22 protein-coding genes are annotated in these 23,357 nt (G+C 36.5%); 19 read left to right on the forward strand and 3 right to left on the reverse strand.

The annotated features are described in order from the left end of the window. Positions 1-207: 207 nt before the first annotated feature. The 6 genes from rny (at position 208) to RBU59_RS00840 (ending at position 7,079) form a co-directional block, all read left to right on the forward strand. Complete coding sequence (gene rny / locus RBU59_RS00815) at positions 208-1,755, forward strand: ribonuclease Y (protein WP_308148666.1); 1,548 nt, start codon at positions 208-210, stop codon at positions 1,753-1,755. Between the two features lie 689 nt (positions 1,756-2,444). Then, on the forward strand, positions 2,445-3,641 hold the full coding sequence (locus RBU59_RS00820) for a pyridoxal phosphate-dependent aminotransferase (protein ID WP_308145987.1): 1,197 nt from the start codon (positions 2,445-2,447) through the stop codon (positions 3,639-3,641). A gap of 61 nt (positions 3,642-3,702) precedes the next feature. After that, on the forward strand, positions 3,703-4,503 hold the full coding sequence (proC, locus tag RBU59_RS00825) for a pyrroline-5-carboxylate reductase (protein WP_308145988.1): 801 nt from the start codon (positions 3,703-3,705) through the stop codon (positions 4,501-4,503). A 219-nt stretch (positions 4,504-4,722) separates the two neighbouring features. Continuing rightward, positions 4,723-5,256 (forward strand): NUDIX hydrolase, encoded by a 534-nt coding sequence (locus RBU59_RS00830; protein ID WP_308145989.1) that lies wholly within the window; start codon positions 4,723-4,725, stop codon positions 5,254-5,256. Between the two features lie 197 nt (positions 5,257-5,453). After that, on the forward strand, positions 5,454-6,062 hold the full coding sequence (locus RBU59_RS00835; RefSeq protein ID WP_308145990.1) for a stage II sporulation protein M: 609 nt from the start codon (positions 5,454-5,456) through the stop codon (positions 6,060-6,062). 132 nt (positions 6,063-6,194) lie between these two features. After that, on the forward strand, positions 6,195-7,079 hold the full coding sequence (locus tag RBU59_RS00840; protein ID WP_308145991.1) for a tyrosine recombinase: 885 nt from the start codon (positions 6,195-6,197) through the stop codon (positions 7,077-7,079). Between the two features lie 144 nt (positions 7,080-7,223). Here the strand turns inward: RBU59_RS00840 and RBU59_RS00845 are convergent, their stop codons facing one another. The 3 genes from RBU59_RS00845 to RBU59_RS00855 all read right to left on the reverse strand — a co-directional run bounded on the left by RBU59_RS00845 (position 7,224) and on the right by RBU59_RS00855 (position 9,201). Next, positions 7,224-8,252 (reverse strand): 3-deoxy-7-phosphoheptulonate synthase, encoded by a 1,029-nt coding sequence (locus RBU59_RS00845; RefSeq protein ID WP_308145992.1) that lies wholly within the window; start codon positions 8,250-8,252, stop codon positions 7,224-7,226. A 254-nt stretch (positions 8,253-8,506) separates the two neighbouring features. Continuing rightward, entirely contained in the window at positions 8,507-8,965 is a 459-nt protein-coding gene (def, locus tag RBU59_RS00850; RefSeq protein WP_308145993.1) for a peptide deformylase, read from the reverse strand. Beyond that, positions 8,956-9,201, reverse strand: coding sequence for a helix-turn-helix transcriptional regulator (locus tag RBU59_RS00855; protein ID WP_308145994.1), 246 nt, complete (start codon positions 9,199-9,201; stop codon positions 8,956-8,958). The genes def and RBU59_RS00855 overlap by 10 nt, the downstream gene beginning before the upstream one ends. Positions 9,202-9,452: 251 nt before the next feature. Between RBU59_RS00855 and RBU59_RS00860 the strand changes: the two genes are divergently transcribed. From RBU59_RS00860 to RBU59_RS00920, 13 genes are all read left to right on the forward strand, one after another. Continuing rightward, a complete protein-coding gene (locus tag RBU59_RS00860) occupies positions 9,453-10,778 on the forward strand; it encodes a pyrimidine-nucleoside phosphorylase (RefSeq protein WP_308145995.1) in 1,326 nt (441 codons plus the stop codon). Positions 10,779-10,800: 22 nt separating this feature from the next. Continuing rightward, positions 10,801-11,127 (forward strand): hypothetical protein, encoded by a 327-nt coding sequence (locus RBU59_RS00865; RefSeq protein WP_308145996.1) that lies wholly within the window; start codon positions 10,801-10,803, stop codon positions 11,125-11,127. Positions 11,128-11,157: 30 nt separating this feature from the next. Further along, complete coding sequence (locus RBU59_RS00870; RefSeq protein WP_308145997.1) at positions 11,158-11,742, forward strand: DUF1653 domain-containing protein; 585 nt, start codon at positions 11,158-11,160, stop codon at positions 11,740-11,742. A 227-nt stretch (positions 11,743-11,969) separates the two neighbouring features. Further along, positions 11,970-12,311: a YmaF family protein gene (locus tag RBU59_RS00875; protein ID WP_308145998.1), complete on the forward strand. Its 342-nt coding sequence runs from the start codon at positions 11,970-11,972 to the stop codon at positions 12,309-12,311. A 100-nt stretch (positions 12,312-12,411) separates the two neighbouring features. Next, on the forward strand, positions 12,412-13,248 hold the full coding sequence (locus tag RBU59_RS00880) for a purine-nucleoside phosphorylase (protein WP_308145999.1): 837 nt from the start codon (positions 12,412-12,414) through the stop codon (positions 13,246-13,248). Between the two features lie 353 nt (positions 13,249-13,601). After that, on the forward strand, positions 13,602-14,528 hold the full coding sequence (locus tag RBU59_RS00885; RefSeq protein WP_308146000.1) for an MDR/zinc-dependent alcohol dehydrogenase-like family protein: 927 nt from the start codon (positions 13,602-13,604) through the stop codon (positions 14,526-14,528). Between the two features lie 93 nt (positions 14,529-14,621). Then, positions 14,622-15,689, forward strand: coding sequence for an S-methyl-5-thioribose-1-phosphate isomerase (mtnA, locus tag RBU59_RS00890; protein WP_308146001.1), 1,068 nt, complete (start codon positions 14,622-14,624; stop codon positions 15,687-15,689). Between the two features lie 270 nt (positions 15,690-15,959). Next, the gene (locus RBU59_RS00895) at positions 15,960-17,216 is read left to right on the forward strand and encodes a BMP family lipoprotein (RefSeq protein ID WP_308146002.1); all 1,257 of its coding nucleotides are present in this window, start codon (positions 15,960-15,962) and stop codon (positions 17,214-17,216) included. 240 nt (positions 17,217-17,456) lie between these two features. After that, positions 17,457-18,995 carry an ABC transporter ATP-binding protein gene (locus RBU59_RS00900; protein WP_308146003.1) on the forward strand — a complete coding sequence of 513 codons (1,539 nt, stop codon included), beginning with the start codon at positions 17,457-17,459 and terminating at the stop codon, positions 18,993-18,995. Next, entirely contained in the window at positions 18,982-20,166 is a 1,185-nt protein-coding gene (locus RBU59_RS00905) for an ABC transporter permease (protein ID WP_308146004.1), read from the forward strand. The genes RBU59_RS00900 and RBU59_RS00905 overlap by 14 nt, the downstream gene beginning before the upstream one ends. After that, on the forward strand, positions 20,166-21,125 hold the full coding sequence (locus RBU59_RS00910; protein ID WP_308146005.1) for an ABC transporter permease: 960 nt from the start codon (positions 20,166-20,168) through the stop codon (positions 21,123-21,125). The genes RBU59_RS00905 and RBU59_RS00910 overlap by 1 nt, the downstream gene beginning before the upstream one ends. 85 nt (positions 21,126-21,210) lie before the next feature. Further along, positions 21,211-22,494 (forward strand): amidohydrolase family protein, encoded by a 1,284-nt coding sequence (locus RBU59_RS00915; protein ID WP_308146006.1) that lies wholly within the window; start codon positions 21,211-21,213, stop codon positions 22,492-22,494. A gap of 157 nt (positions 22,495-22,651) precedes the next feature. Further along, positions 22,652-23,356: an ABC transporter ATP-binding protein gene (locus RBU59_RS00920; RefSeq protein WP_308146007.1), complete on the forward strand. Its 705-nt coding sequence runs from the start codon at positions 22,652-22,654 to the stop codon at positions 23,354-23,356. The last annotated feature ends 1 nt before the right edge of the window (position 23,357 follow it).

Genomic DNA, 23,357 nt, shown 5'->3' on the forward strand with positions numbered 1-23,357 from the left:
CTTTTGATAAGAAGATTTTTACTTTTACACTGTAATAGGGCGATTAGTATAATAATTCAAAAAAATATCGATTATTTTCGTTATATTATGACATAATGCATAAAAATTTAGGAAGTATACTTGACATACTGAGCAAAACAGTATAAAATTTAAGTGTTGTATCTTTGTACAATGAAAATTAAATAAGGAGGTGCTCCTGTGCAAGAAATACTAAAAATAGTTATAGCTATTTTAGTAACCTTGGTAGTAGTTGCTCCTCTTGTTTGGCATTTTGCTATAGCCTATCGAATCAAAGTCGTTGAGGCTAAGATTGGATCTGCAGAAGAAAAAGCAAGAGAAATCATAGATGAAGCTTTAAAAACAGCTGAAACTAAGAAGAGAGAAGCCTTACTCGAAGCAAAAGAAGAGTCCTTAAAGACTAAGAATGAACTAGAGAAGGAAACTAAGGAAAGAAGAGCAGAAGTGCAGCGCTACGAGAAACGTGTTCTTTCTAAAGAAGAAACTTTGGACAGGAAGACGGAAGCACTTGAGAAGAAAGAATCTAAGCTTACTGCAAAAGAAGCAGAACTTGACAGAATCAAGGCAGAAGCAGAAGAACTTCACGGCAGACAATTGCAGGAGTTAGAAAAAATTTCTGGACTTACCTCCGAACAAGCGAAAGAATATCTTTTAAAAACTGTTGAAGACGAAGTTAAACATGAAACGGCAATGTTAGTAAAAGAACTTGAAAGCAAGGCAAAAGAAGAAGCTGACAAAAAAGCAAAGGATTATGTTGTAACAGCAATTCAAAAATGTGCTGCAGATCATGTAGCAGAGACAACCATATCCGTTGTTCAACTTCCAAATGATGAGATGAAAGGAAGAATCATTGGTAGGGAAGGGCGTAATATACGTACTTTGGAAACCTTAACCGGTGTTGACTTAATCATCGATGATACACCGGAGGCAGTTATTTTATCCGGTTTTGATCCAATCAGAAGAGAAATAGCAAGAATTGCTCTTGAAAAACTGATTGTAGATGGAAGAATCCATCCGGCAAGAATTGAAGAGATGGTTGAAAAAGCTCAAAAAGAAGTTGAAGTCATGATTCGAGAAGAAGGTGAAGCAGCAACACTTGAAGTTGGTGTTCATGGAATTCATCCGGAACTTGTACGATTACTTGGTAAAATGAAGTTTAGAACAAGCTATGGACAAAATGCTTTGAAACATTCGATTGAAGTAGCCCATTTATCAGGATTATTGGCTGGCGAAATCGGTGTAGATATCAGGATGGCAAAAAGGGCTGGATTACTACATGATATTGGAAAATCTGTTGATCACGAGATGGAAGGCTCACATATTCAAATTGGTGTTGATTTGTGCAGAAAGCATAAGGAATCTCCGATTGTTATTAATGCGGTAGAGTCACATCATGGTGACGTTGAACCTGAGTCATTAATTGCTTGTATCGTACAGGCTGCCGATACTATATCAGCGGCAAGACCTGGTGCAAGAAGAGAAACATTGGAAACATATACAAACAGATTGAAACAGTTAGAAGATATATCAAACAGCTTTAAAGGGGTAGATAAGTCATTTGCAATTCAGGCAGGTAGAGAAGTCCGTATTATGGTTATACCGGATCAGATTACAGATGCCGATATGATTTTACTTGCGCGTGACATATCAAAACAGATTGAAACGGAATTAGAATATCCGGGTCAGATTAAAGTAAATGTAATCAGAGAATCGAGAGTTACTGATTACGCAAAATAATTTTATTAAGTTTATAGCGAAATCTTTATAGAGAAATTTATAAAGATTTCGCTTTTTTTATTTCACGGGAAAGTTCTCCGAACTTTCCTGTGAAATAAAAAGCCCGACCGGCAGGATGCGCATGACGCACTTAAGGAAGATGTCACTGTCGTGGCAGCGCGTCAGCGCTAGAGTCTGGCTTGCCAGACTCTTATTCATTCCATAGGAAAGTTCTCCGAACTTCCCTATGAAATAAAAAGCCCGACCGGCAGGATGCACATGACGCGCAAGGGGTAGATTGTCACTAAAGTGACAGCGCGTCAGCGCTAGAGTCTGGTAAACCAGACTCTTTCTTGTTTACTGGAAAAGTTCTCCGAACACCCTTATTAAAAACCTTATCGGGTTGGATATGTAGGAACACACCGCGGTTTTTTTTGGAGGATTGAGCTAAGTTTCCAGTAATTAATAGCTTTCCCGCGAATTTGAAGTACATGGATCCTGAAATGTCTTTTATGCAAAAACAAATGTATGCTTCAGATTTACATAAATTTTAATTTTTTAATAATTTTTACTTGAAATCTATATCCAGATATAATACAATACTAGAGAAACTTTAAAAAGTGTATATTTGTATACAATAAACCAATTGTAAGACAGCGAATTCTTTGGAATGTTCAATTCCATTGAAGCGCTTTATAAGGAGGATAACGATGTCATTAGAACTATCAAAGAAAGCGCAGGCAGTAAAGCCTTCATCAACTCTGGCAATCACTGCAAAAGCAAAAGAATTAAAAACACAAGGAATTGATGTAGTAGGATTTGGAGCAGGGGAACCGGATTTTAATACGCCTGACAATATTTGTGAAGCAGCTATTAAGGCAATTCATGATGGTTTTACAAAATACACTGATGCATCAGGTACCTTAGAGTTAAAACAGGCTGTTTGTAAAAAATTTGAGACTTTCAACAAATTAAGTTATAAACCAAACCAGATTGTAATAAGCAACGGAGGAAAGCATTCTTTAACCAACGTATTTGAAGCAATCCTTAACCCCGGAGATGAGGTAATCATTCCTGCACCATTTTGGTTAAGTTATCCTGAGATTGTAAAACTTGCAGGTGGAGTTCCTGTAATCGTTAATGCCAGTAAAGAACAGAAATATAAAATCACGGCGGTACAGATAGCAGCGGCCTGCACTGAAAAAACGAAAGCATTTATCTTAAATACACCAAACAATCCGACCGGTATGATATATACACGGGAAGAATTAGAGGCGATAGCCAAAGTTGCAGTTGAAAAGGACATCTATGTAGTTGCAGATGAAATGTATGAAAATTTAATCTATGGAGATGAAGAACAAGTCAGTATAGCATCCCTTAATGATGAAATTTATAAAAGAACTATTACCTGCAGTGGTGTTGCAAAAAGCTATTCCATGACGGGATGGAGAATCGGTTATACAGGTTCTTCCGCAGAAATTGCTAAATTAATGGGCAGTGTACAAAGCCATCAGACTTCGAATCCTAACTCAATTGCCCAGAAGGCAGCTACCGAAGCTTTAAATGGCCCTCAGGATACGGTAGCAGCGATGAGTAATGAATTTAACAGAAGAAGAGAATACATGGTAGAAAGAGTTGCATCCATGCCGTTAATTGATGCATTAACTCCACAGGGGGCTTTTTATCTGTTTGTTGATGTAAGTAAAGTTCTTGAGAAAGAATATAAAGGTAATAAAATAGCTACAGGAGATAAACTTGCAGAAATTTTAATTAACGATTATAATATAGCTGTTATACCTTGCGGTGATTTTGGTTTTGATGATCATATCCGTTTATCTTATGCCATCAGCCAGGAACAGATTAAAAAAGGTATGGACCGTATAGAAGATTTCTTAAAGACATTATAATAGTGAATAGATAACTAAATCAAGACTTTCAAGGTGAATTAAAATTCAGGAGGATAATGCAATGGCGATGATGGGATTTATTGGAGCTGGTAATATGGGATATCCCATGATACGGGGAGCCAAAACGGCTTTTGGTACGGAGCAGGTCATATTTACAGACGTTAGTTTAGAAAGATGCGAATTCGTTAAACTGGAAACAGGACTAAATTATGTTCGTGATAATAAATCCATTGCTGCCGCCTGTAAATATATTGTATTAGCAGTAAAACCTCAATTTTATGAAGATGTTTTTAAGGATATAAAAGATATTTTAACAAAGGAACAGGTAATTATATCCATTGCTGCCGGTATAACCATTGAGAATGTTAAATCGGGATTAGGCGGCACCGTAAGGATAGTGAGGGCGATGCCTAATACACCGGCTATGGTAACGGAGGGTATGTCTGGAGTTTGCTATTCACAGGATTCTTATAATGATGAAGAAAAAGAAATAATCCACCGATTATTTTCGTCTTTCGGACAGTACCAGATCTTTGATGAGAAGTTAATGAACGCAGTGGTATGCGCAAATGGAAGTTCTCCTGCTTACGTATATATGTTTATTGAGGCTTTGGCTGACAGTGTAGTTAAGTACGGAATTCCAAGAGATAAGGCATATACTTTGGTTGCGCAGACAGTTCTTGGAGCGGCTAAGATGGTATTAGAAACCGGAGAGCATCCCGGTAAATTAAAAGATCAGGTTTGCTCACCGGGAGGAACTACAATTGCTGCAGTAGCCGCTCTTGAGGAATATGGATTCCGCAATGCTATTATAAAAGCGACGGACGCCTGTTATGAAAAGGCTATTTCCTTAAAGAAATAAGTAAGGTCTGATACGATGTAATAATAACAAGTCTTATATTAATATATATAACTGATTTATATAGTCTTATATTTAGTTTGAAACTACCCGGACTTTGTTACTTATAACATACCAGATACATAAATCATATAATAAATTAATCATACTTTGATTCTAAAAGTCCTAAGTCTGTTATTACAAAGATTTAGGGCTTATACCATATAAATAGGGGGATGTTTAGTGAGCGAATATAAAAGGTTAAAAAGGACATTGATAAATAAAGGACATATAATTGATTTTTATAATGATACCATGGAATTACCCAACGGTAATACTGCGGACTGGGATTTTATCGGTCATAAGGGAGCTGCGGCTATTATTCCGGTGGATAAAGATGGCAAGATTATTATGGTAAGACAATACCGTAATGCAATTGAAAAATATTCTTTGGAAATTCCTGCCGGAGGTATTAATCCGGGGGAAGATATGAAATCCTGTGCTGCGCGGGAATTGGAAGAAGAGACGGGATTTCGTACGGATTGTGTGGAACATTTAATTGATTTATATACTACCGTAGCCTTTAGTAATGAAAAAATCGGTATCTATTATACTACAAATTTAATTCCCTCTAAACAGAATCTGGATGAGGACGAGTTTGTAACCATAGAGAGATACTCGGTAGAGGAATTAGTGCAGTTCATATTTGACGGAATCATTGATGACGCTAAAACTATTTCAGCTATATTAGCATATAAAACTAAAATGGGTTTATAAAGAGTATGCATAAATTCCAGTAAAATTTTTCAAAAGTAAACATAGATTATATTATTCGCTGCAAAGTAAATAAAATGTTGTAGAAAATGCCGATATCTATTTCCTATCGGCATTATTTTTATTCTAAAGACATATGTTAGTGTTAGCAGTCAGTAAATTGATCAAGCATTACCTAATGTAAAAACCGGAGGGATTTTATGCGTTTTATACGATTACAATTAAGAAAACTAGGAGAGGTGAAACTAGGTTTATTTATTTTGGCGACAGGTATCGTGTTAGGGTTTCTATTTTCCAGGATTTTCAAGGGATATTATTGGAACTCCATGGAACTCATTAATACGGATTATTTATATAAAATAAGAGATACGGCAATTGATTATCCGGTGTTATTAAGGTATGTTTTGTGGAATATCTACCGCAGTTTTATTTTGTTTTGGATTATCAGCGCTACTGCAATCGGTATACCGTATATGGCACTTTGTATTCTTTATGGAGGATTTCAGTGCGGGTTTTTCCTTACGGTTATATTAATGCGATATAACCTGAAAGGAATATTGCTTATATTTGGTTATACTTTTCCGCATTACCTGATTTATATACCGGTAGCTATTTTATGTCTGCGCACCGGATATTGGTTATGCCGGAGTATGTATTATGACAATAAATTAGGACGAAAAGGAAAAGCGGAAAAAATTGCAAGACATATTATATTAATTATTCTGCTGTCATTGGTATTACTTATCGGTGCTTTATTAGAAACCTATGTTTCTTCTTTTCTGTTGAAAAAAATACTGCTGTTATTTTAGAAATTTCCAATAATTTATAATTTAAATCAAAAATACAGTTTGCATTTATAGTTGGTACCAACTATAATGTAAAGAGTGAATAAAGCATAATAGATAGGTGATCTATCATGTATAATAAAGGAGATAAATTACATGAAGGCGGCATTGCAGGATTTTATTACATATATGTCGGAAGTGAAAAAGGCATCTGTAAATACAATTATGTCTTATCAAAATGACTTGACCAAATTGATAAAACATTTGGCTGATCAGAACGTTACAGACATTGGGAAAATAAACGAAACAAACTTAAACTCCTATATATTAAATATGGAACGGGAGGGTATGTCCCCGGCGACGGTTTCAAGAAACATTGCCTCCATTAAGGCATTTATCTTATATCTGGTTAGAAAGGGAAGATTGCAAAATGATCCGACTGAAAGAATGCATGCTCCCAAAGTTGAAAAAAAACCGCCTCAGACATTATCTCTGGACCAAATAAATGGATTAATGGAACAGCCCGATATTACTACAATGAAAGGAATTCGGGACAAAGCGATGCTGGAGCTTTTATATGCTACAGGAATACGAGTATCCGAATTGATTTCAATTCGCCTGGAGGATATTAATTTAAAAAACAGATTTTTAACATGTTGTAATGCCAGTAAAGAGCGTATAATACCTTTTGGCAATATGGCAAAACAAGCACTTGAGAATTATTTTATGAAAGCCAGAACAGAACTGGTTGGTAATATGGACACGAATATCTGTTTTACTAATTTATCCGGCGAACCTATGAGCAGGCAGGGATTTTGGAAGATAATCAAAAGTTATGGTAAGATTGCAGGGATTGAAGATGAGATTACCCCTCAGATATTAAGAAATTCCTTTGCAGTACATATGATTGATAACGGAGCTGACATTCAAAGTATTCAGGAACTATTAGGACATTCTGATGTAGCCACCACCCAGGTATATATGCAGAATAGAAATAAAAAAGTAAGAGAAGTTTATGCACAAGCTCATCCAAGAGCCTAAATAGTGTTTTGCAATGAGAAAATTAAGAAAGCAAGAATAAGTAAGTTAGTCTTAAGAGGTTCGTTATAAAGGGCGTGTTGCAAAACTATTACATTGATGGTTTTACAGCACGCTTTTATAATAATATTAAAAGTCTCCCATAACTTACAGATGGTCAGCTATTGTGTAAATCAGCTTTTCTGATTCGTCCCAACCCAAGCAGGCATCGGTAATGGATTTACCATAGACATGATTGGATACTTTTTGATTGCCCGGTTCAATATAACTTTCTATCATAACACCTTTTACTAGTCCTGAGATATCTGAATTTACTGAACGGCTGTGTAATACTTCCCTTACAATTCTTGGTTGTTCATAATATAATTTATTGGAATTAGCGTGGTTTGCATCTACAATTACAGCCGGATTTGCAAGATCCCTTTCATTATACATCTCAAGGAGACGTATCAGATCTTCATAATGATAGTTGGGAATGGATTGTCCATGTTTATTGACTGCACCTCTTAAGATAGTATGGGCAAGGGGATTACCTGAAGTCTGCACTTCATAAGCACGATACAAAAATGTATGATTGCCTTGGGCTGCAACACAGGAATTCAACATAACTGAAAAATCACCGCTGGTAGGATTTTTCATTCCGGCCGGACAATCCATACCGCTGATCGTTAATCTGTGCTGTTGATCTTCTACAGAACGTGCGCCAACCGCAACATAGGATAAGATATCTTCCACATAAGGCCAATTTTCCGGATAAAGCATTTCATCCGCGGCTGTTAATCCGGTTTCTGCTATAGCCCGTAAATGCATTTTACGCATAGCAATCAGGCCTTCCTGCAAGTCAGGTTCCTTTTCCGGATCCGGTTGATGTACAATACCTTTATAACCCTCACCGGTTGTTCTTGGCTTATTGGTATAGATTCTTGGAATGATAATAATTTTATCTTTGACTTTATCCTGCACTTTGGCAAGTCTGCTGATATAATCACAGACAGAATCTTCATTGTCTGCGGAACACGGTCCTATAATAACGATAAATTTATCGGAGCCCCCGGTAAAAACTTCTTTAATCTGATTATCTCTTTCCTTTTTTACTATAGCATCTTTTTCCGGTATTGGATACATCTGAAGCAATTCAGAAGGTGAGATGACTTTTTTCACAAACTTAAAACTCATAGTAAAGCTCCTTTCACTTTAGCATATTTATTAGGTAATTGCGAAACTGTATAGCTTTTGAATATACCATGCTATTGATACTTGTTTCTAACTTCGGAGGCCCTCCGGGATAGATTCATCTCTAAAATTGCATTAAGTACATGACATATAGAGATTTTATGTGAGTTTCGTAATTTACTCTAGTGTATTAATATACATTTAGTGTATTTTAAACTTTTTTAATTAGTAAGTCAATGAAATAAATATTTTCTTTCTTATTTAACATTCACATATTCTGTAACAAAATCTGTAAAAAGAATTCCGTTTAAATGATCGATTTCATGGCAGAAGCATTTTGCCAGATTTCCCGTACCTGTAAGAGTAATAGTTTCACCCTTTTCATTCAAAGCCTGTATGATTACTTTCGCAGGTCGGTTTAATTTTCCCCAGGTACCAGGTATACTTAAACATCCCTCAATTACTTCCTGTGTGCCCTCTTTCTCCATAATGACCGGATTAACCAGTTTTAACAGTCCATCTCCCATATCAATTACGATAAGCCGTTTTAATATACCTACCTGGGGAGCGGCCAGTCCGCCGCCGATTTCAGAATAATACATAGTTTCCGCCATATCATCTAAGAGCTGCCGTATCTTATCATCTACCTGAACTACATTTTTACTTGTTTTCCTAAGTATGGGGTCATTTTTCAGACGTATCTGTCTTAATGCCATAAGTATTTACCTCCTCTTTGTACAGACCTGGATTTATGCTCACTCGCTTCAAACAAAAATACTTCTTCTATAGGAAAGCCAAATACTTTCGATATATCGTATGCCAGCCAAATAGAGGGTTCATACTTTTCCGTTTCAATGGCAATAATTGCTTGTCTTGATACGCCCACAAGAGCTCCAAGCCGTTCCTGGGTCATTCCCATGGATTCACGAAGTTCTCTAATTCTATTTTTCATGAATTGTCTGCCTTTCAATTGATATGCTTTTATTTAAGTAATGTTTACCTTACAATAATATAACATTCAATATTTCATATGTCAAGCCAACCTTACATGCGAAAATGAGTTGTAGTTGAATAATTTTATATTAAATTATATAATGACATGTATGAGATACATTATAAAGTAAATATTTAATAAATAATGTTTTTTAAGTGTTACTTCAGATAATGCAAAAAAAGTATTGTAGTTAATTAGGAGGTACCATTATGGGAATGTATGATTTAATCATGAAAAAGAAATCTGGAAAAACTTTAACAGAAGAGGAAATAACATATATAGTAAATGGATTTACAAAAGGAGAAATACCGGATTACCAAATGTCCGCATTTCTTATGGCAGTATGTCTAAAAGGGATGAATAAAGCAGAGACAATCGCTTTAACCATGGCTATGGCACACAGCGGTGATATGCTGGATTTATCCGAAATTGAAGGCATTAAAGTAGATAAACACAGTACCGGTGGTGTTGGAGATAAGACATCCCTTGTACTAAGCCCAATGGTGGCAGCCTTAGGAGTTCCGGTTGCTAAAATGTCCGGACGTGGATTGGGACATACCGGTGGAACCATAGATAAATTAGAAAGCTTTCCCGGCTTTTCCACCGCTATACCTACCCGGCAGTTTATTGAAAATGTCAACCGAATGAAGATGGCAATTGTAGGGCAGACAGCGAATCTTGCACCTGCAGATAAAAAGATATATGCTTTAAGGGATGTTACAGCAACGGTTGATAATATTTCACTTATTGCAAGCAGTATTATGAGTAAAAAGATAGCCTCCGGAGCCGATGTAATTGTATTGGATGTGAAAACAGGCAGTGGTGCATTTATGAAAACCTTAGAAGATTCCATCGCTTTAGCTGAAGCAATGGTGGAAATCGGGAATGGAGTCGGAAGAGAAACCTATGCCGTTATAACCGATATGAATCAGCCGCTGGGACGTGCTGTGGGTAATTCCATAGAAGTAGCCGAAGCAATTCAAACACTGAACGGAAATGGTCCCGAAGATTTATTGGAAGTTAGTTTAACACTAGGAAGTTATATGTTACTTGGTGCGAAAAGAGCAGGTTCTGTGGAAGAAGCCAGAAAATTATTGCAGCAAACCATCTCAGACCGCTCGGCACTGAACAAATTAGGTGAGTTCGTCCGTACACAAGGCGGGGATAACAGTGCGGTTTATAATACGGAGCTGTTTCCGAAAGCATCTATAATGGAAGAGGTAATTGCAGACAGAGAGGGTTATATATCCAAAATTTTTACAGATGAGGTTGGTATGACATCCCTGGTATTAGGCGGAGGGCGAGAAACCAAGGATAGTATAATTGATTTAAGCGTAGGTATCTATATCCATAAGAAATTAGGAGATAAAGTAAAAGCAGGTGAATCTTTAGCAACTTTATATGGTAATAATGCAGAGAAAGTAAAAGCAGCAAAAGAGAGATATCGCAAAGCTTATACTATAGAGGAGTCTAAACCAGATCTTATGAAATGCGTTTATGGAATTGTTACGAAAGATGGTCTGATTCGATTTTAATAACTGGAAGGAATAATCTTTTATGGGTAACAAGCAGGATGAAGTCAAATTTTTGAAAAAAACGAGAGAAGACAAAGTAATACAAAAGCAGCGAAAGGACGATGATAAGTTAAAAAGGCAGTCCAGGATGAAAGAAATGTTCCAAAGAAACAAGTTAAAAAAAGAGCAAAAGAAACATATTATCTATCTGAATATTATTCAGACTGGTATACTGGTTGTTGTAATTTATACGGAAATACTTTCATTTTACGGATATGTTTCCAAGGTGTATTCAATAATAGGGCTATTCATTTTATGCATCAGTTGTATCGTTATCATGAAAAAGATCAAGAAAAAACTGCAACTATAATATTCGTATGAAAGCAAGGGAGGAAAAAGATTGGAACAGGAAAGAATACCGAAACCAGGTCAGATTTATAGACATTTTAAAAATAATTTTTATCAGATCATTACGGTTGCCACCCACACGGAGACCGAAGAAAAAATGGTAGTTTACCAGGCTCTATATGGTAATTATAAAACCTATGCAAGACCACTTTCCATGTTTATGAGTGAAGTAGATATGGTGAAATATCCCAATATAAAACAAAAGTATCGTTTTGAGCAGGTAATTATCAAAGAGGAAGATGTTAAAGAGTCTTTAGACAATTTTGCATTAACAGCAAATGAAGAGGTAAAAAAGAATACTGCTTCGGACCTAAAGGTATCAGAACAGGGGATAAACGAAGTTCATGAAGAAGGCAGCATTAATCCTGTACTCCTGGAATTTTTAGAAGCAGATTCCTATGAAGAAAAGCTCGCCATTCTTACTCACAAAAAGAAATACATTACGGATAAGATTCTGAATGATATGGCTGTATCCATTGATTGTACTTTAGATGAGGGTGCTATAGAGGAACGAATTGCTGAGTTTGCTTATTGTCTGCAAACCCATGCGCGTTTTGAAAATAGGCGATTACGATAGGAAATAATATTAATAACTGACTAGATATGTAAACAGTAGATAGGAAAATTAGTTTAAACTTATTAAACTACTGAACCCAAGTTTAAAAGTAGCTTACTTAAGAAAAATTTTTAAAAACCGAAGGAACACCTACAGTGTGTTTTTTCGGTTTTTTGCACTTATTATTGTAAACAGCATATGATACTTAGAAGCACTTTTTGCGAAAAAAGAATAAGGAGCTGATTATCTTGAAATATATAAAATTAAATTTTGAGATAAAAGATATTGAAATTCAGTTTCATGTCCACGAATTTCAAGGATACTTAAAAACAGCAGAGGGGCATTATCACAGATGTACTGGAATAACCGGAGAAGCAATTCCAATAGATAAAGTGGATCACATTCACGAGATTGTTTTTCGTACTGATTTTGTAAACGGGCATTACCATGAATATATCGGACGTTCTCAAGGCGCCATACAGATTGGGGACAGACACATACACTATATTGAATCATTTACCAATGCCGCGTCAGGCCATCAGCACGGTTTTCGTCTGATATTGTTACCTCATGACCCAAATGGGGAATGAATATTTTTACAACTGCGTTGAAGATATTATTTTTTTCTGCTATAATATAACGCAATATGAAAAATATAGCATGGTAAATAGAGGCAAGAAGGAGATTAACATGAATCCAGTTTACGAAAAATTAAATCAATGTTATAAAAGTTTCAGTGAAAAAATCAATTTTCACCCTAAAGTAGCCCTTATTTTGGGGTCTGGGTTGGGAGACTATGCTGAAAGCATTAAAATTGAGGCAGTTCTAGACTACAGTGAAATAGAAGGGTTCCCGGTATCCACTGTAAAAGGTCATAAAGGAAGATTTGTATTTGGTTATGTTGGTGCTGTACCGGTCGTGATTATGCAGGGAAGAGTACATTATTATGAAGGTTATCCAATAACCGATGTTGTCTTGCCAGTCAGACTAATGAAGTTAATGGGGGCAGAGGTTTTATTCCTGACGAATGCAGCAGGCGGAATAAATTATTTTTTCAAAAGCGGTGACTTTATGTTAATCACTGACCACATATCTAATTTTGTTCCATCCCCTTTAATTGGTGAAAATATAGATGAGCTTGGTTTGCGTTTTCCGGATATGAGCCATGTTTATGATTTGGACTTACAGGAAATTATAAGGGGCACAGCCCAAAATTTAAATATACCGTTGCAGGAAGGTATTTATGTTCAACTTACCGGTCCTAATTTTGAGACCCCATTTGAAGTTAAGATGTGCAGAATACTGGGAGCAGACGCTGTTGGTATGAGTACGGCCTGTGAAGCGGTAGCCGCTAACCATATGGGGATGAAAATATGCGGAATTTCCTGTATATCCAATTTATGCGCTGGAATGATGGATCAACCCCTGACTCATGAAGAGGTACAGGAAACCGCTGATCGTGTAGCTCCTTTATTTAAGAAATTAATTACGGAAACAATTATAAACATTGGTAGTTCACTGGCATAAAGGAATTACATGAATCCCGAAAAATATCCTTAACGGGCTAAGTAAAACCGACTGGTCAAAAGCTCCCGCAATGCAGGAAAATAAAACTAATATGCACAGCCTTTACATATAATTTATGCTGATAAACTGGTGCGGTATAGAAAAAATTCAAAAAAAGGGAGCAAAAACATCATTGCAAATTAAAGTTTTGAGATTAATTTAAGTAAGAAGAAAGAACGCTGTAAACAGATTTTTTCCAACATCTGTTTGCGGCAGTTTCGCAGGCTAACCTGCGTTAAAAGTACAGCGGTGCTTATTTCTAACTTCTTTCATCAGATTATGTGCCGCCGCTGACGGCGGAATATGAGGTAAATATGAAAGCATTATATTATGATAAGGTGGCAATGTACCTTGAGGATTATAACAAACCTGTTCCTGGTCCAAAAGAAAGCTTAATTAAAATATTAATCAGTGCAGTTTGCAATACGGATAAGGAGATACTGAAAGGATATAAACCGGATTTTTTTGGTGTTTTAGGACATGAATTTGTTGGAGTGGTTTTAGAGTCGAACAACAGGGATTTCATTGGCAAACGGGTGGTTGGTGAAATTAACGCAGGTTGCGGAGAATGTATTTATTGTAAAACCGGCCGCAAAACCCACTGTATTAACAGAAAAGTGATTGGTATTGCAGACAAGGACGGTTGTTTTGCGGAATATATGACCATAAACACGGAATTATTACATCCCGTACCGGATGATATCCCATCAGAGGTAGCTGTATTTACGGAACCTTTGGCCGCCGCACTGGAGATACTGGAACAAGTTCATATAAAACCGTCTCAAAACGTGGCGGTAATCGGCGATGGAAGATTAGCCTATATGATAACACAAGTTATATCATTAACAGGAGCCGACCTGACTGTCATTGGAAGACATAAGGAAAAATTAGTAAATTTTAATAATTTTGCCAAAACCGCAATAGAAACGGAGGAGACTTTTGAAGTTGTAATTGATGCTTCCGGCTCACCTACAGGAATTGTAACTGCCGGCAGATTAGTTCGTAAAAAAGGAACAATTGTTTTAAAAAGTACTTATGCCGGTAAAACTAATATTGACATGAGTTATTTTGTAGTAAATGAAATTACAATTAAGGGCAGCAGATGCGGTCCTTTTGAACCTGCCTTACAGCTGCTGAAACGAGGTCTTATAACCTTACCGCCAATCGAGTTGTACGAACTTAAGGATTACGAAAAGGCATTTGAATCCAAAGCGTTTAAAGCAGGTTTTGAATTTAAATAAATCGACTATGAACTATTGTTTTTACCAGGCAAACAATAATACAGGATTGGACTATTTATTGTATTATAATTACCATTACGAAACGGAGAATCTATGATTAAACTAAATGAAGTTACTCATATTGATAATGTAAAATTAAGTGAAGACGGTAAAAAAGTCATAATAATTGATCAGACAAAACTTCCCAATGTAACAGAATATTTGGCGCTTGGAAGTGATAAGGATATCTATGATGCCATATTTGAATTAAAGGTAAGAGGCGCCCCGGCAATCGGTATCTGCGCAGGATACGGTATCTATGTATTGGCACAGAATATTAAAGAAGACACATTTGATGAATTTTACAGGGAATTTGTAAAATACAAGGAATATTTAAATTCATCCAGACCAACAGCAGTTAATTTAAGCTGGGCCTTAAACCGGATGGAGAAAGTTGTACTGTTAAATAAGGATAAAACTACCGATGAAATCATTAAATTATTGGGCGAAGAATGCAGAGCAATCCATAAAGAAGATATTAAAATGTGTGCTGCTATTTCTGAATATGGTTTGTCCCTGATTCATGACGGTGATGGTATTCTGACTCATTGTAATGCCGGACCGTTAGCAACCTCCCGCTATGGAACAGCACTTGGGCCTCTGTTCTTAGGAAAGGAAAAAGGGTTCAATTTCAAGGTTTTTGCAGATGAAACCAGACCTTTACTACAAGGGGCAAGATTAACCTCGTTTGAGCTTGAGAAAGCAGGTATCGATGTTACCTTAATCTGCGATAATATGGCTAGTATAGTTATGAAAAACGGATGGGTACAGGCCTGCTTCGTCGGCTGTGACCGTATCGCTGCCAATGGTGATGCAGCAAATAAAATCGGTACAAGCGGAGTAGCGATATTGGCGAAATATTACGGTATTCCTTTCTATGTATTAGGACCCACCTCAACAATAGATTTGAATTGCAGAACCGGCGAGGATATTGAAATTGAGCTCAGGGATCCGGAAGAAATCAGAAGTAAATTTTATAAAGAACCGATGGCTTTAAAAGAAGTGAAATGTTATAATCCGGCATTTGATGTTACAGATCACAATCTAATAACGGGAATTGTAACAGAAAAAGGTATCTGTTATGCCCCTTATGAAAAAAGTATTAAGGAACTTTTTGAATAAAGCATCATAATGGTTGCGTATAAAATTACATAAACAAGGTTATTTATTAGTTTTACTAAAAGATTAATGAAATTTATTAATGAAATTTATAAATAAATATAATAGCATAATTTACCTGATAACTTATTGTCAAACGTTCTTAAATGTGTTAACATTGAGAATCATTAGATAGTTTGGGCAAAAACGCTAAGTCCATTCTATCTTTTTTGAGAATAACCCGAATTCGGGTATGCCAGGGAAACTAAAGTCAACCAATAGGAGGTACATATTATGAAAAAAAGTAAGATGCAAGTTTTGTTAGTATTTGCTACAGCTTTAACCTTAATGGCTGCCGCATTTACAGGCTGTGCGAAGAAAGATACCACAACAAGTGCGGGAGGAAACCAGACAGTTACGGAAGATGCCACTGCTACAGAAACTGCTGATTCAGAAACAACGGCTGATGCAGCAACGAGTGAAGCAGCGACAGAATCAAAAACCGATGGAGCTGCGTTAAAGATAGCTATCGTTACCAGTCCATCCGGAGTAGATGACGGTTCTTTTAATCAGGATAATTATAATGGTATCTTAAAGTTTATTGAAGAAAATCCTAATTCGACTGTAACACCGGTTAACGAACCAACCGGAGATACCGCAGCTGCTGTTCAGGCCGTTGCTAATATTGTTGCAGATTATGATGTAATTGTATGCCCTGGATTTCAATTTGCAGGAATCTCCAGCATTGCATTAGAAAATCCTGATAAAAAATTCATATTAATCGATTCCGATCCTGCAGCTCAGGGAGAGCAGAAAGAATTTGATAATATTTATGCAATGACTTTTGCTGAACAGGAAAGTGGATTTTTTGCAGGTATGGCAGCAGCATTGGAATCAGCGTCAGGTAAAGTTGCCGTTGTAAATGGTGTTGCATATCCATCCAATGTTAATTATCAGTATGGATTTGAATCAGGTGTTAATTATGTGAATGCACTTTACGATAAAAAAGTGGAATTTGTTGAGCTGCCGGCTTATGCAGGTACCGACGTAACAAATGCTAATGTTGGCGGTAACTATGTAGGTTCCTTTGCTGACGAAGCAACCGGTAAAGTGGTTGGTAAAGCTTTAATCGATGAAGGTTGTGATATTATCTTCGTTGCGGCGGGTGCATCCGGTAACGGTGTTTTTACAGCTGCAAAAGAAGCAAAAGGAGTTAAAGTGATCGGTTGTGACGTTGATCAGTATGATGATGGTGCCAACGGAGATTCCAATGTAGTACTTACTTCTGCTTTAAAGGTCATGAGCATCAATGTAGACAGAGCATTAAACACTGTTAAAGACGGCAGCTTTAAAGGTCAGAATGTACTTCTTCAGGCTAATACCGATTCTACCGGATATGTAAGTGCAGATGGCCGTCAGCAATTATCTGCTGATACGATATCTAAATTAAATGAAGCTTATGAATTGGTGAAAGCAGGTACAATTGTACCGGCATCCAACTTTAATGGAATTACTTCGGATGCTTTTCCAGGACTTCCTGAAAAAAAATAATAGTTTAGGCGGCGGAGAGTTTTAGCCATGTATATGATTAGGGATATATTTTTATTCCTTTGAATAAGACTTTTAGAAGTTTATTGTTTACTACTTGAAAAATTGGTAGAAAATGATAAACTTCTTTTGGATAAGATAAGTTTTTGCTAAAGGAAATGCTCGCCAGCGCTAGAGTCTGGCTTGCCAGACTCTTGGTTCTAAATAAAAGAAACCAGTAAATATAAGTTAAGGAGACCTATAATGCCTGAGTATATTGTAGAAATGAAACATATTACAAAGAAATTTCCTGGGATTGTTGCTAACGATGATATTACGATCCAAATAAAAAAAGGGGAAATTTATGCATTGCTTGGTGAGAACGGAGCCGGTAAATCAACACTTATGAGTATGCTTTTTGGTATGTATGAACCGGATGAAGGGGAAATATGGATACGCGGCAGTAAAGTTAAGATTGATTCTCCAAACCATGCTGCAAAATTGAATATAGGGATGGTTCATCAGCATTTTAAGCTGGTACAGAATTATACTATAGCAGAAAATATTATTCTGGGAATAGAACCTGTGAAACGATTCGCAGGTATTTTCCCTTATGTAGATGTCCGAAATGCGAATCATAAAATCGAGGAACTATCTAAAAAATATGGATTAGAAGTAGATCCGACAAAAAAAATAGAGGATATTAATGTATCCATACAACAGCGTGTTGAAATCTTAAAGATGCTATACCGAGAAGCAGAAATATTAATTTTTGATGAGCCTACGGCAGTTCTGACTCCACAGGAAATAGAATTTTTACTGGAAATAATTAAAGAGTTGAGAAAAGGCGGTAAAACCATAATACTGATTACCCATAAACTGGAGGAAATTAAAAAAGTAGCTGACCGCTGTGCAGTTTTAAACAGGGGAAAACTGGTAGACGTATTGGATGTAAAAGAAACCTCCACTAAGCAAATGGCAAATCTTATGGTCGGTCGGGAAGTTAATTTTGAAACGGAAAAAAAACCTGCCGAAATGAAAGAAATTGTGCTGCAGGTTGATCATATGACTTTGAAAAATCAGGATAATTTTGAAGTCGTAAAGGATGTGTCTTTTTCCATTAGGGGCGGTGAAGTATTTGCTATTGCAGGTGTATCCGGCAACGGACAGGTCGAAATTGCCGATGCTATTGCCGGCTTAACTAAGATAAGCAGCGGAGTGATCAGGTTAAAAGGAACGGATATTACTAATTATAATATCAGGAAACGAACTTTGTGCGGAATTTCCTACATACCGGAAGACAGGCAGAATTACGGTTTGGTATTAGATTTTTCTTTGTCGGTAAATTTAGCCTTAAAAACATATTTTCAAGAAACCCTCTCACCTAAAGGCATTCTTAATAATGAAGAAATCGATCGTTATGGCAATAAATTAATAAACAAATATGATATCAGAAGCGGTCAGGGAGTTAAGACAAAAGTTCGTTCCATGAGCGGCGGAAATCAGCAGAAAGCTATTATTGCAAGAGAAATTGAACTACAGTCTCCTTTGATGATATTTGTTCAGCCAACAAGAGGTCTGGATATTGGAGCAATCGAAAATATACATAAAATGATTTTAGAAGAACGGGATAAAGGCAAGGCTATTTTACTGGTATCTTTGGAATTGGATGAAATTATGAATGTTGCAGATACCATCGGTGTCATATATAACGGTCAGTTTCAAAAGATAGCAGATGCAAAATCACTAACCACCAATGAAGTCGGAGAATTTATGATGGGGGTAAAGCATGAAGACAGATAAATCAAAAGCAAATAAAAAAGATGAGAAGCAAATGGCAGATACAAAATCAAAAGCAGTCTCCTTTCATTTATTAAGCAATGAAAAGTGGCAGCCGATAACCATACCTTTATTCTCAATACTGCTAAGCTTAATTGCAGCTTCTATTGTAATATTACTCATAGGTAAAAACCCACTGGGGGCTTTCTATAATTTACTTCAGGGAGCCGGGATATTGCCGAAACCTTCTTATGCAGGGTATAAAGGGATTCTTACCGATTTTTTAAGTCTGCTGAATGCAATGACACCTCTGTTATTTGCATCCTTAGCTGTTGCGGTGGCATATAAGGCAGGTTTATTTAATATTGGTGTATCCGGTATGATGTTAGCGGCCGGTTTTACTGCAACAGTAATCATCGGTTACAGTCGGATAAACAGCTTTTTAGCAAAACCCATTGTATTGGTGATAGGAATCATTGTTGGCGCACTTATGGGGGCGTTGGTTGGCTGGTTGAAATATAAATTTAATATTAATGAAGTTGTATCAACGATTATGCTAAATAATATAACCCAATATATATTTGGTTTTTTTATTAACATGTATTTTATAGATCCGGTATCCAGACAGTCCAGATACATATTGGATAATTCCAGGCTGACGCTGATTAATGTGGAATATGGCGGCCTGAAGATGGACATTCCCTTAGGATTTATTTTAGCAATCGCAGTTGCTTTTTTTATCAAATTTTTTATGGATAAGACCGTGCTTGGCTACGAAATTCAAACAGTAGGTGCAAACCGTAATGCTGCAAAATATGCAGGTATTAATGTTGGAAAAAATATTGTCTTAGCTATGGTAATATCCGGAGCTTTAGCCGGATTGGCAGGAGTTACGTTCTATCTTGGCTACTTCTCCTCTATACAACCGAAAGTTCTATCCAGTGTGGGTTATGATGCCATTGCCGTTTCTCTGCTTGGCAACTCCAATCCGGTGGGAATTATTTTTTCCTCTTTGTTAATTTCTATCATTAGTAAAGGAAGTACTTATATGAGTTCGATTGCAGGTATTGATCAGGACATAGCTTCTGTTATAACCGGAACCATATTATTATTTAGTGCCTGCGGTGAATACATAAAATATAAACTTAACCGAAGAAAAGATAAACATCTGGAGAGAAAGGAGAGTGAAGCTTAATGGATTCAATAATAATTGACGGTTTGTCCTTTGCTCTGCCTCTCTTTATTATGGCAATCGGTGGTATTTATTGCGAAAAAAGCGGTATTACCAATCTTGCGATTGAAGGCTTACAGGGTTTTGGAGCATTTATAGGAGCTTTAGCTGTTGTGCTGATTTCGAAATTTGCAGGTATGGACTTAGAATCTTTATTTTACATTGCGATTCTATTTGCTATGATCGGAGGTATGTTATTTTCTGTTTTGCATGCCCTGTTATGTATTAAATTTAAAGCGAATCAGGTTATCAGCGGTGTAGTTATTAATATATTATCAGCTGCACTCACCAGTTTTTTGACCAGCCAGATCAACAGTAATGTATTTAAAGCGGCTTCTGATAAGTTCCAGCTTGGAGTGTCCAAAAGATTTTCTATTGATGGAATTTCAGATATACCGGTATTTGGTGCAATATTTAAAAATATCTATCCTTTTGAAATTGTTATCATAATAATTGCTTTTTTTGCATGGTATGTATTATACAAAACTAAATTTGGCTTGCGCTTAAGAGCTTGCGGTGATAATCCTCATTCTGTTGATGCAGCGGGTATTGAAGTATCCAGAATTCGATTTGCTGCCGTTTTGGTATCTGGTGCTTTATCCGGTTTGGGTGGAATGTGTTTTGCTTATTCCATATCTGCTAATTTTTCCTCTAACATCTACATGGGATACGGTTATTTAGCAATTGCTGCTTTAATATTCGGAAACTGGAAGATATTACCGGCTCTGGGAGCTTGTTTATTATTTGGTTTTGCAAAATCAGGTGGTTACCGAATTGTACAACTAATGAAACTGCCCAGCGCTTATTCCGATTTAATAATGATTTTACCATATGTTTTAACTTTATTGCTTTTAATCTTTTTCTCCAAAACGAATCGTGCACCAAGAGCATTAGGTGAAATCTATGATAAAGGAAAACGTTAAAAGATCATAATTAAAATTGGTTTTCGGCGGGCGAAATTAAAATATAAACTTATAATAATATGGTATACAGGAGGTATAAGGCATTTTGAAAATAAGATTTTATAATGCTAAAATATTAACATTCACAAAGGATGATCAAATTATTGAGGGTGAATTATGGGTTGAGGACAGCAGAATTACCTATGTGGGTAAAAGTATAGTAAATACTGAATGTATCTTTGACAGAGAAATTAATGCAAATGGAAATCTTATAATGCCGGGATTTAAAAATGCCCATACACATTCGGCCATGACATTTTTAAGGTCCTATGCGGATGATATGCCCCTTATGGACTGGCTTAATACACAGGTGTTCCCTATGGAGGCAAAATTGGACGGAGAAGAGATGTATCACCTGTCAAAACTGGCGATTTTGGAATATCTGACCAGCGGGATTACAGCTAATTTTGACATGTATTTCTGCCCGGAAGATGTATCAAAGGCCTCTATAGAAATGGGATTTCGTACTGTCATGTGCAGTGGTATCAGCCAGTTCACCGGAGAGACGGATTATTCCCTTGACCTATTGGACGGGTATTACCGGAAGTTTAATCAATATCATGAGCGGATCGGGTACTGTTTAGGATTTCATGCGGAATACACGGCAACCAGGCCGTTACTTGAAGGAATTGCGTCCTTAGCAGAAAAATACAAAGCCCCGGTATATACTCATAACTCCGAAAGTCTGGCAGAAGTAGAGCAATGTATCAGTCGTAACGGTTTGACTCCCACAGGATATCTGAGCAGTCTGGGTATCTATAATTACGGAGGAGGCGGTTTCCATTGTGTACATATGACGGAAGAAGATTTAAAGATCTTTCAGGAAAAAAAACTAACGGTTATTACCAACCCTGCTTCTAATGCAAAACTTGCCAGTGGAATTGCACCTCTAAAGAGAATGTGTGATTTGGGGATTCCAATTGCAATCGGTACGGATGGTCCTGCAAGTAACAATTGTCTTGATATGTTCCGTGAGATGTTTTTAACGACAGCGCTTCAGAAATTAAGAGAAAATGATGCTTCAGCTATGAACGCGGACCAGGTATTGTATATGGCAACGATTGGCGGTGCAAAGGCAATGGGATTACAGGATTGTGATACCTTAGAACCAGGCAAGTATGCAGATTTAATAGTAATTGATCTGCATCAGCCTAATATGCAGCCGTTAAATAATATTACTAAAAATATAGTTTACAGCGGAAGCAAACAAAATGTAAAATTGACCATGATTAACGGACGGATTTTATATGAAGATAATAATTTTTATGTAGGAGAAGATGTAGAAAAGATTTATTTAAAAGCGAATGAAATAATTAACCGTAAAAGGTAATACTATAGTTTAATATAGAGTAAAATCAGCTTGTCACTTAACTTATATTCTTGATATTGTTAGTAATGATAGATATCAATGAAGAATAAATAAGATGACAGGCTTTTTTATTTATATAGGATGATTTGTGATTATAATTATGGAACAGGAGTAAATCATGGCAGCATTCATTGAACTAAAGAATGTAAAAAAGACTTACAGGATGGGTGAAGTTATTATTCATGCTGTAGATGGAATTGATTTTCAAATAAGTCAAGGTGAATTTGTTGTAATTGTTGGGCCAAGCGGAGCTGGTAAAACAACAGTATTAAATATTTTAGGCGGTATGGATACCTGCAGTGAGGGAAGTATAATGGTTGATGGAATAGATATCAGTACTTTTAACCGAAAACAACTTACCATGTATCGACGGGAGGATATTGGTTTTGTATTTCAATTTTATAATCTGATGCAGAATCTGACTTCTTTGGAAAATGTGGAATTAGCATTACAAATATGCAAAAACCCTCTGAATGCGGAAGAAGTTTTAAGTCAGGTAGGACTTAGTGAACGGGTAAATAATTTTCCGGCCCAATTATCCGGAGGTGAACAGCAAAGAGTATCCATAGCCAGAGCTTTGGCAAAAAATCCGAAATTATTATTATGTGATGAACCGACTGGTGCACTTGATTATAATACGGGGAAAGAAATCTTAAAATTATTACAGGATACCTGCAGGGAGAAAGGTATGACAGTTATTGTAATTACTCATAATTCGGCGATTGCGCCTATAGCCGACAGGGTTATAAAGATTAAAAACGGTATCGTAAGTAATATCATAATTAATGATAGTCCGGTTTCTGTAGAAACGATTGAATGGTAAG

It is taken from the genome of Anaerocolumna sp. MB42-C2 (assembly GCF_030913705.1).
Lineage (GTDB): Bacteria > Bacillota > Clostridia > Lachnospirales > Lachnospiraceae > Anaerocolumna.

What these genes read in the sequence shown, in the direction of transcription:
- RBU59_RS00820 (WP_308145987.1), top strand. Translation starts at nt 2,445, where the DNA reads ATGTCATTAGAACTATCAAAGAAAGCGCAGGCAGTAAAGCCTTCATCA.
- proC (WP_308145988.1), top strand. Translation starts at nt 3,703, where the DNA reads ATGGCGATGATGGGATTTATTGGAGCTGGTAATATGGGATATCCCATG.
- RBU59_RS00835 (WP_308145990.1), top strand. Translation starts at nt 5,454, where the DNA reads ATGCGTTTTATACGATTACAATTAAGAAAACTAGGAGAGGTGAAACTA.
- RBU59_RS00840 (WP_308145991.1), top strand. Translation starts at nt 6,195, where the DNA reads ATGAAGGCGGCATTGCAGGATTTTATTACATATATGTCGGAAGTGAAA.
- RBU59_RS00845 (WP_308145992.1), bottom strand. Translation starts at nt 8,252, where the DNA reads ATGAGTTTTAAGTTTGTGAAAAAAGTCATCTCACCTTCTGAATTGCTT.
- def (WP_308145993.1), bottom strand. Translation starts at nt 8,965, where the DNA reads ATGGCATTAAGACAGATACGTCTGAAAAATGACCCCATACTTAGGAAA.
- RBU59_RS00855 (WP_308145994.1), bottom strand. Translation starts at nt 9,201, where the DNA reads ATGAAAAATAGAATTAGAGAACTTCGTGAATCCATGGGAATGACCCAG.
- RBU59_RS00860 (WP_308145995.1), top strand. Translation starts at nt 9,453, where the DNA reads ATGGGAATGTATGATTTAATCATGAAAAAGAAATCTGGAAAAACTTTA.
- RBU59_RS00865 (WP_308145996.1), top strand. Translation starts at nt 10,801, where the DNA reads ATGGGTAACAAGCAGGATGAAGTCAAATTTTTGAAAAAAACGAGAGAA.
- RBU59_RS00880 (WP_308145999.1), top strand. Translation starts at nt 12,412, where the DNA reads ATGAATCCAGTTTACGAAAAATTAAATCAATGTTATAAAAGTTTCAGT.
- RBU59_RS00885 (WP_308146000.1), top strand. Translation starts at nt 13,602, where the DNA reads ATGAAAGCATTATATTATGATAAGGTGGCAATGTACCTTGAGGATTAT.
- mtnA (WP_308146001.1), top strand. Translation starts at nt 14,622, where the DNA reads ATGATTAAACTAAATGAAGTTACTCATATTGATAATGTAAAATTAAGT.
- RBU59_RS00895 (WP_308146002.1), top strand. Translation starts at nt 15,960, where the DNA reads ATGAAAAAAAGTAAGATGCAAGTTTTGTTAGTATTTGCTACAGCTTTA.
- RBU59_RS00900 (WP_308146003.1), top strand. Translation starts at nt 17,457, where the DNA reads ATGCCTGAGTATATTGTAGAAATGAAACATATTACAAAGAAATTTCCT.
- RBU59_RS00905 (WP_308146004.1), top strand. Translation starts at nt 18,982, where the DNA reads ATGAAGACAGATAAATCAAAAGCAAATAAAAAAGATGAGAAGCAAATG.
- RBU59_RS00910 (WP_308146005.1), top strand. Translation starts at nt 20,166, where the DNA reads ATGGATTCAATAATAATTGACGGTTTGTCCTTTGCTCTGCCTCTCTTT.
- RBU59_RS00920 (WP_308146007.1), top strand. Translation starts at nt 22,652, where the DNA reads ATGGCAGCATTCATTGAACTAAAGAATGTAAAAAAGACTTACAGGATG.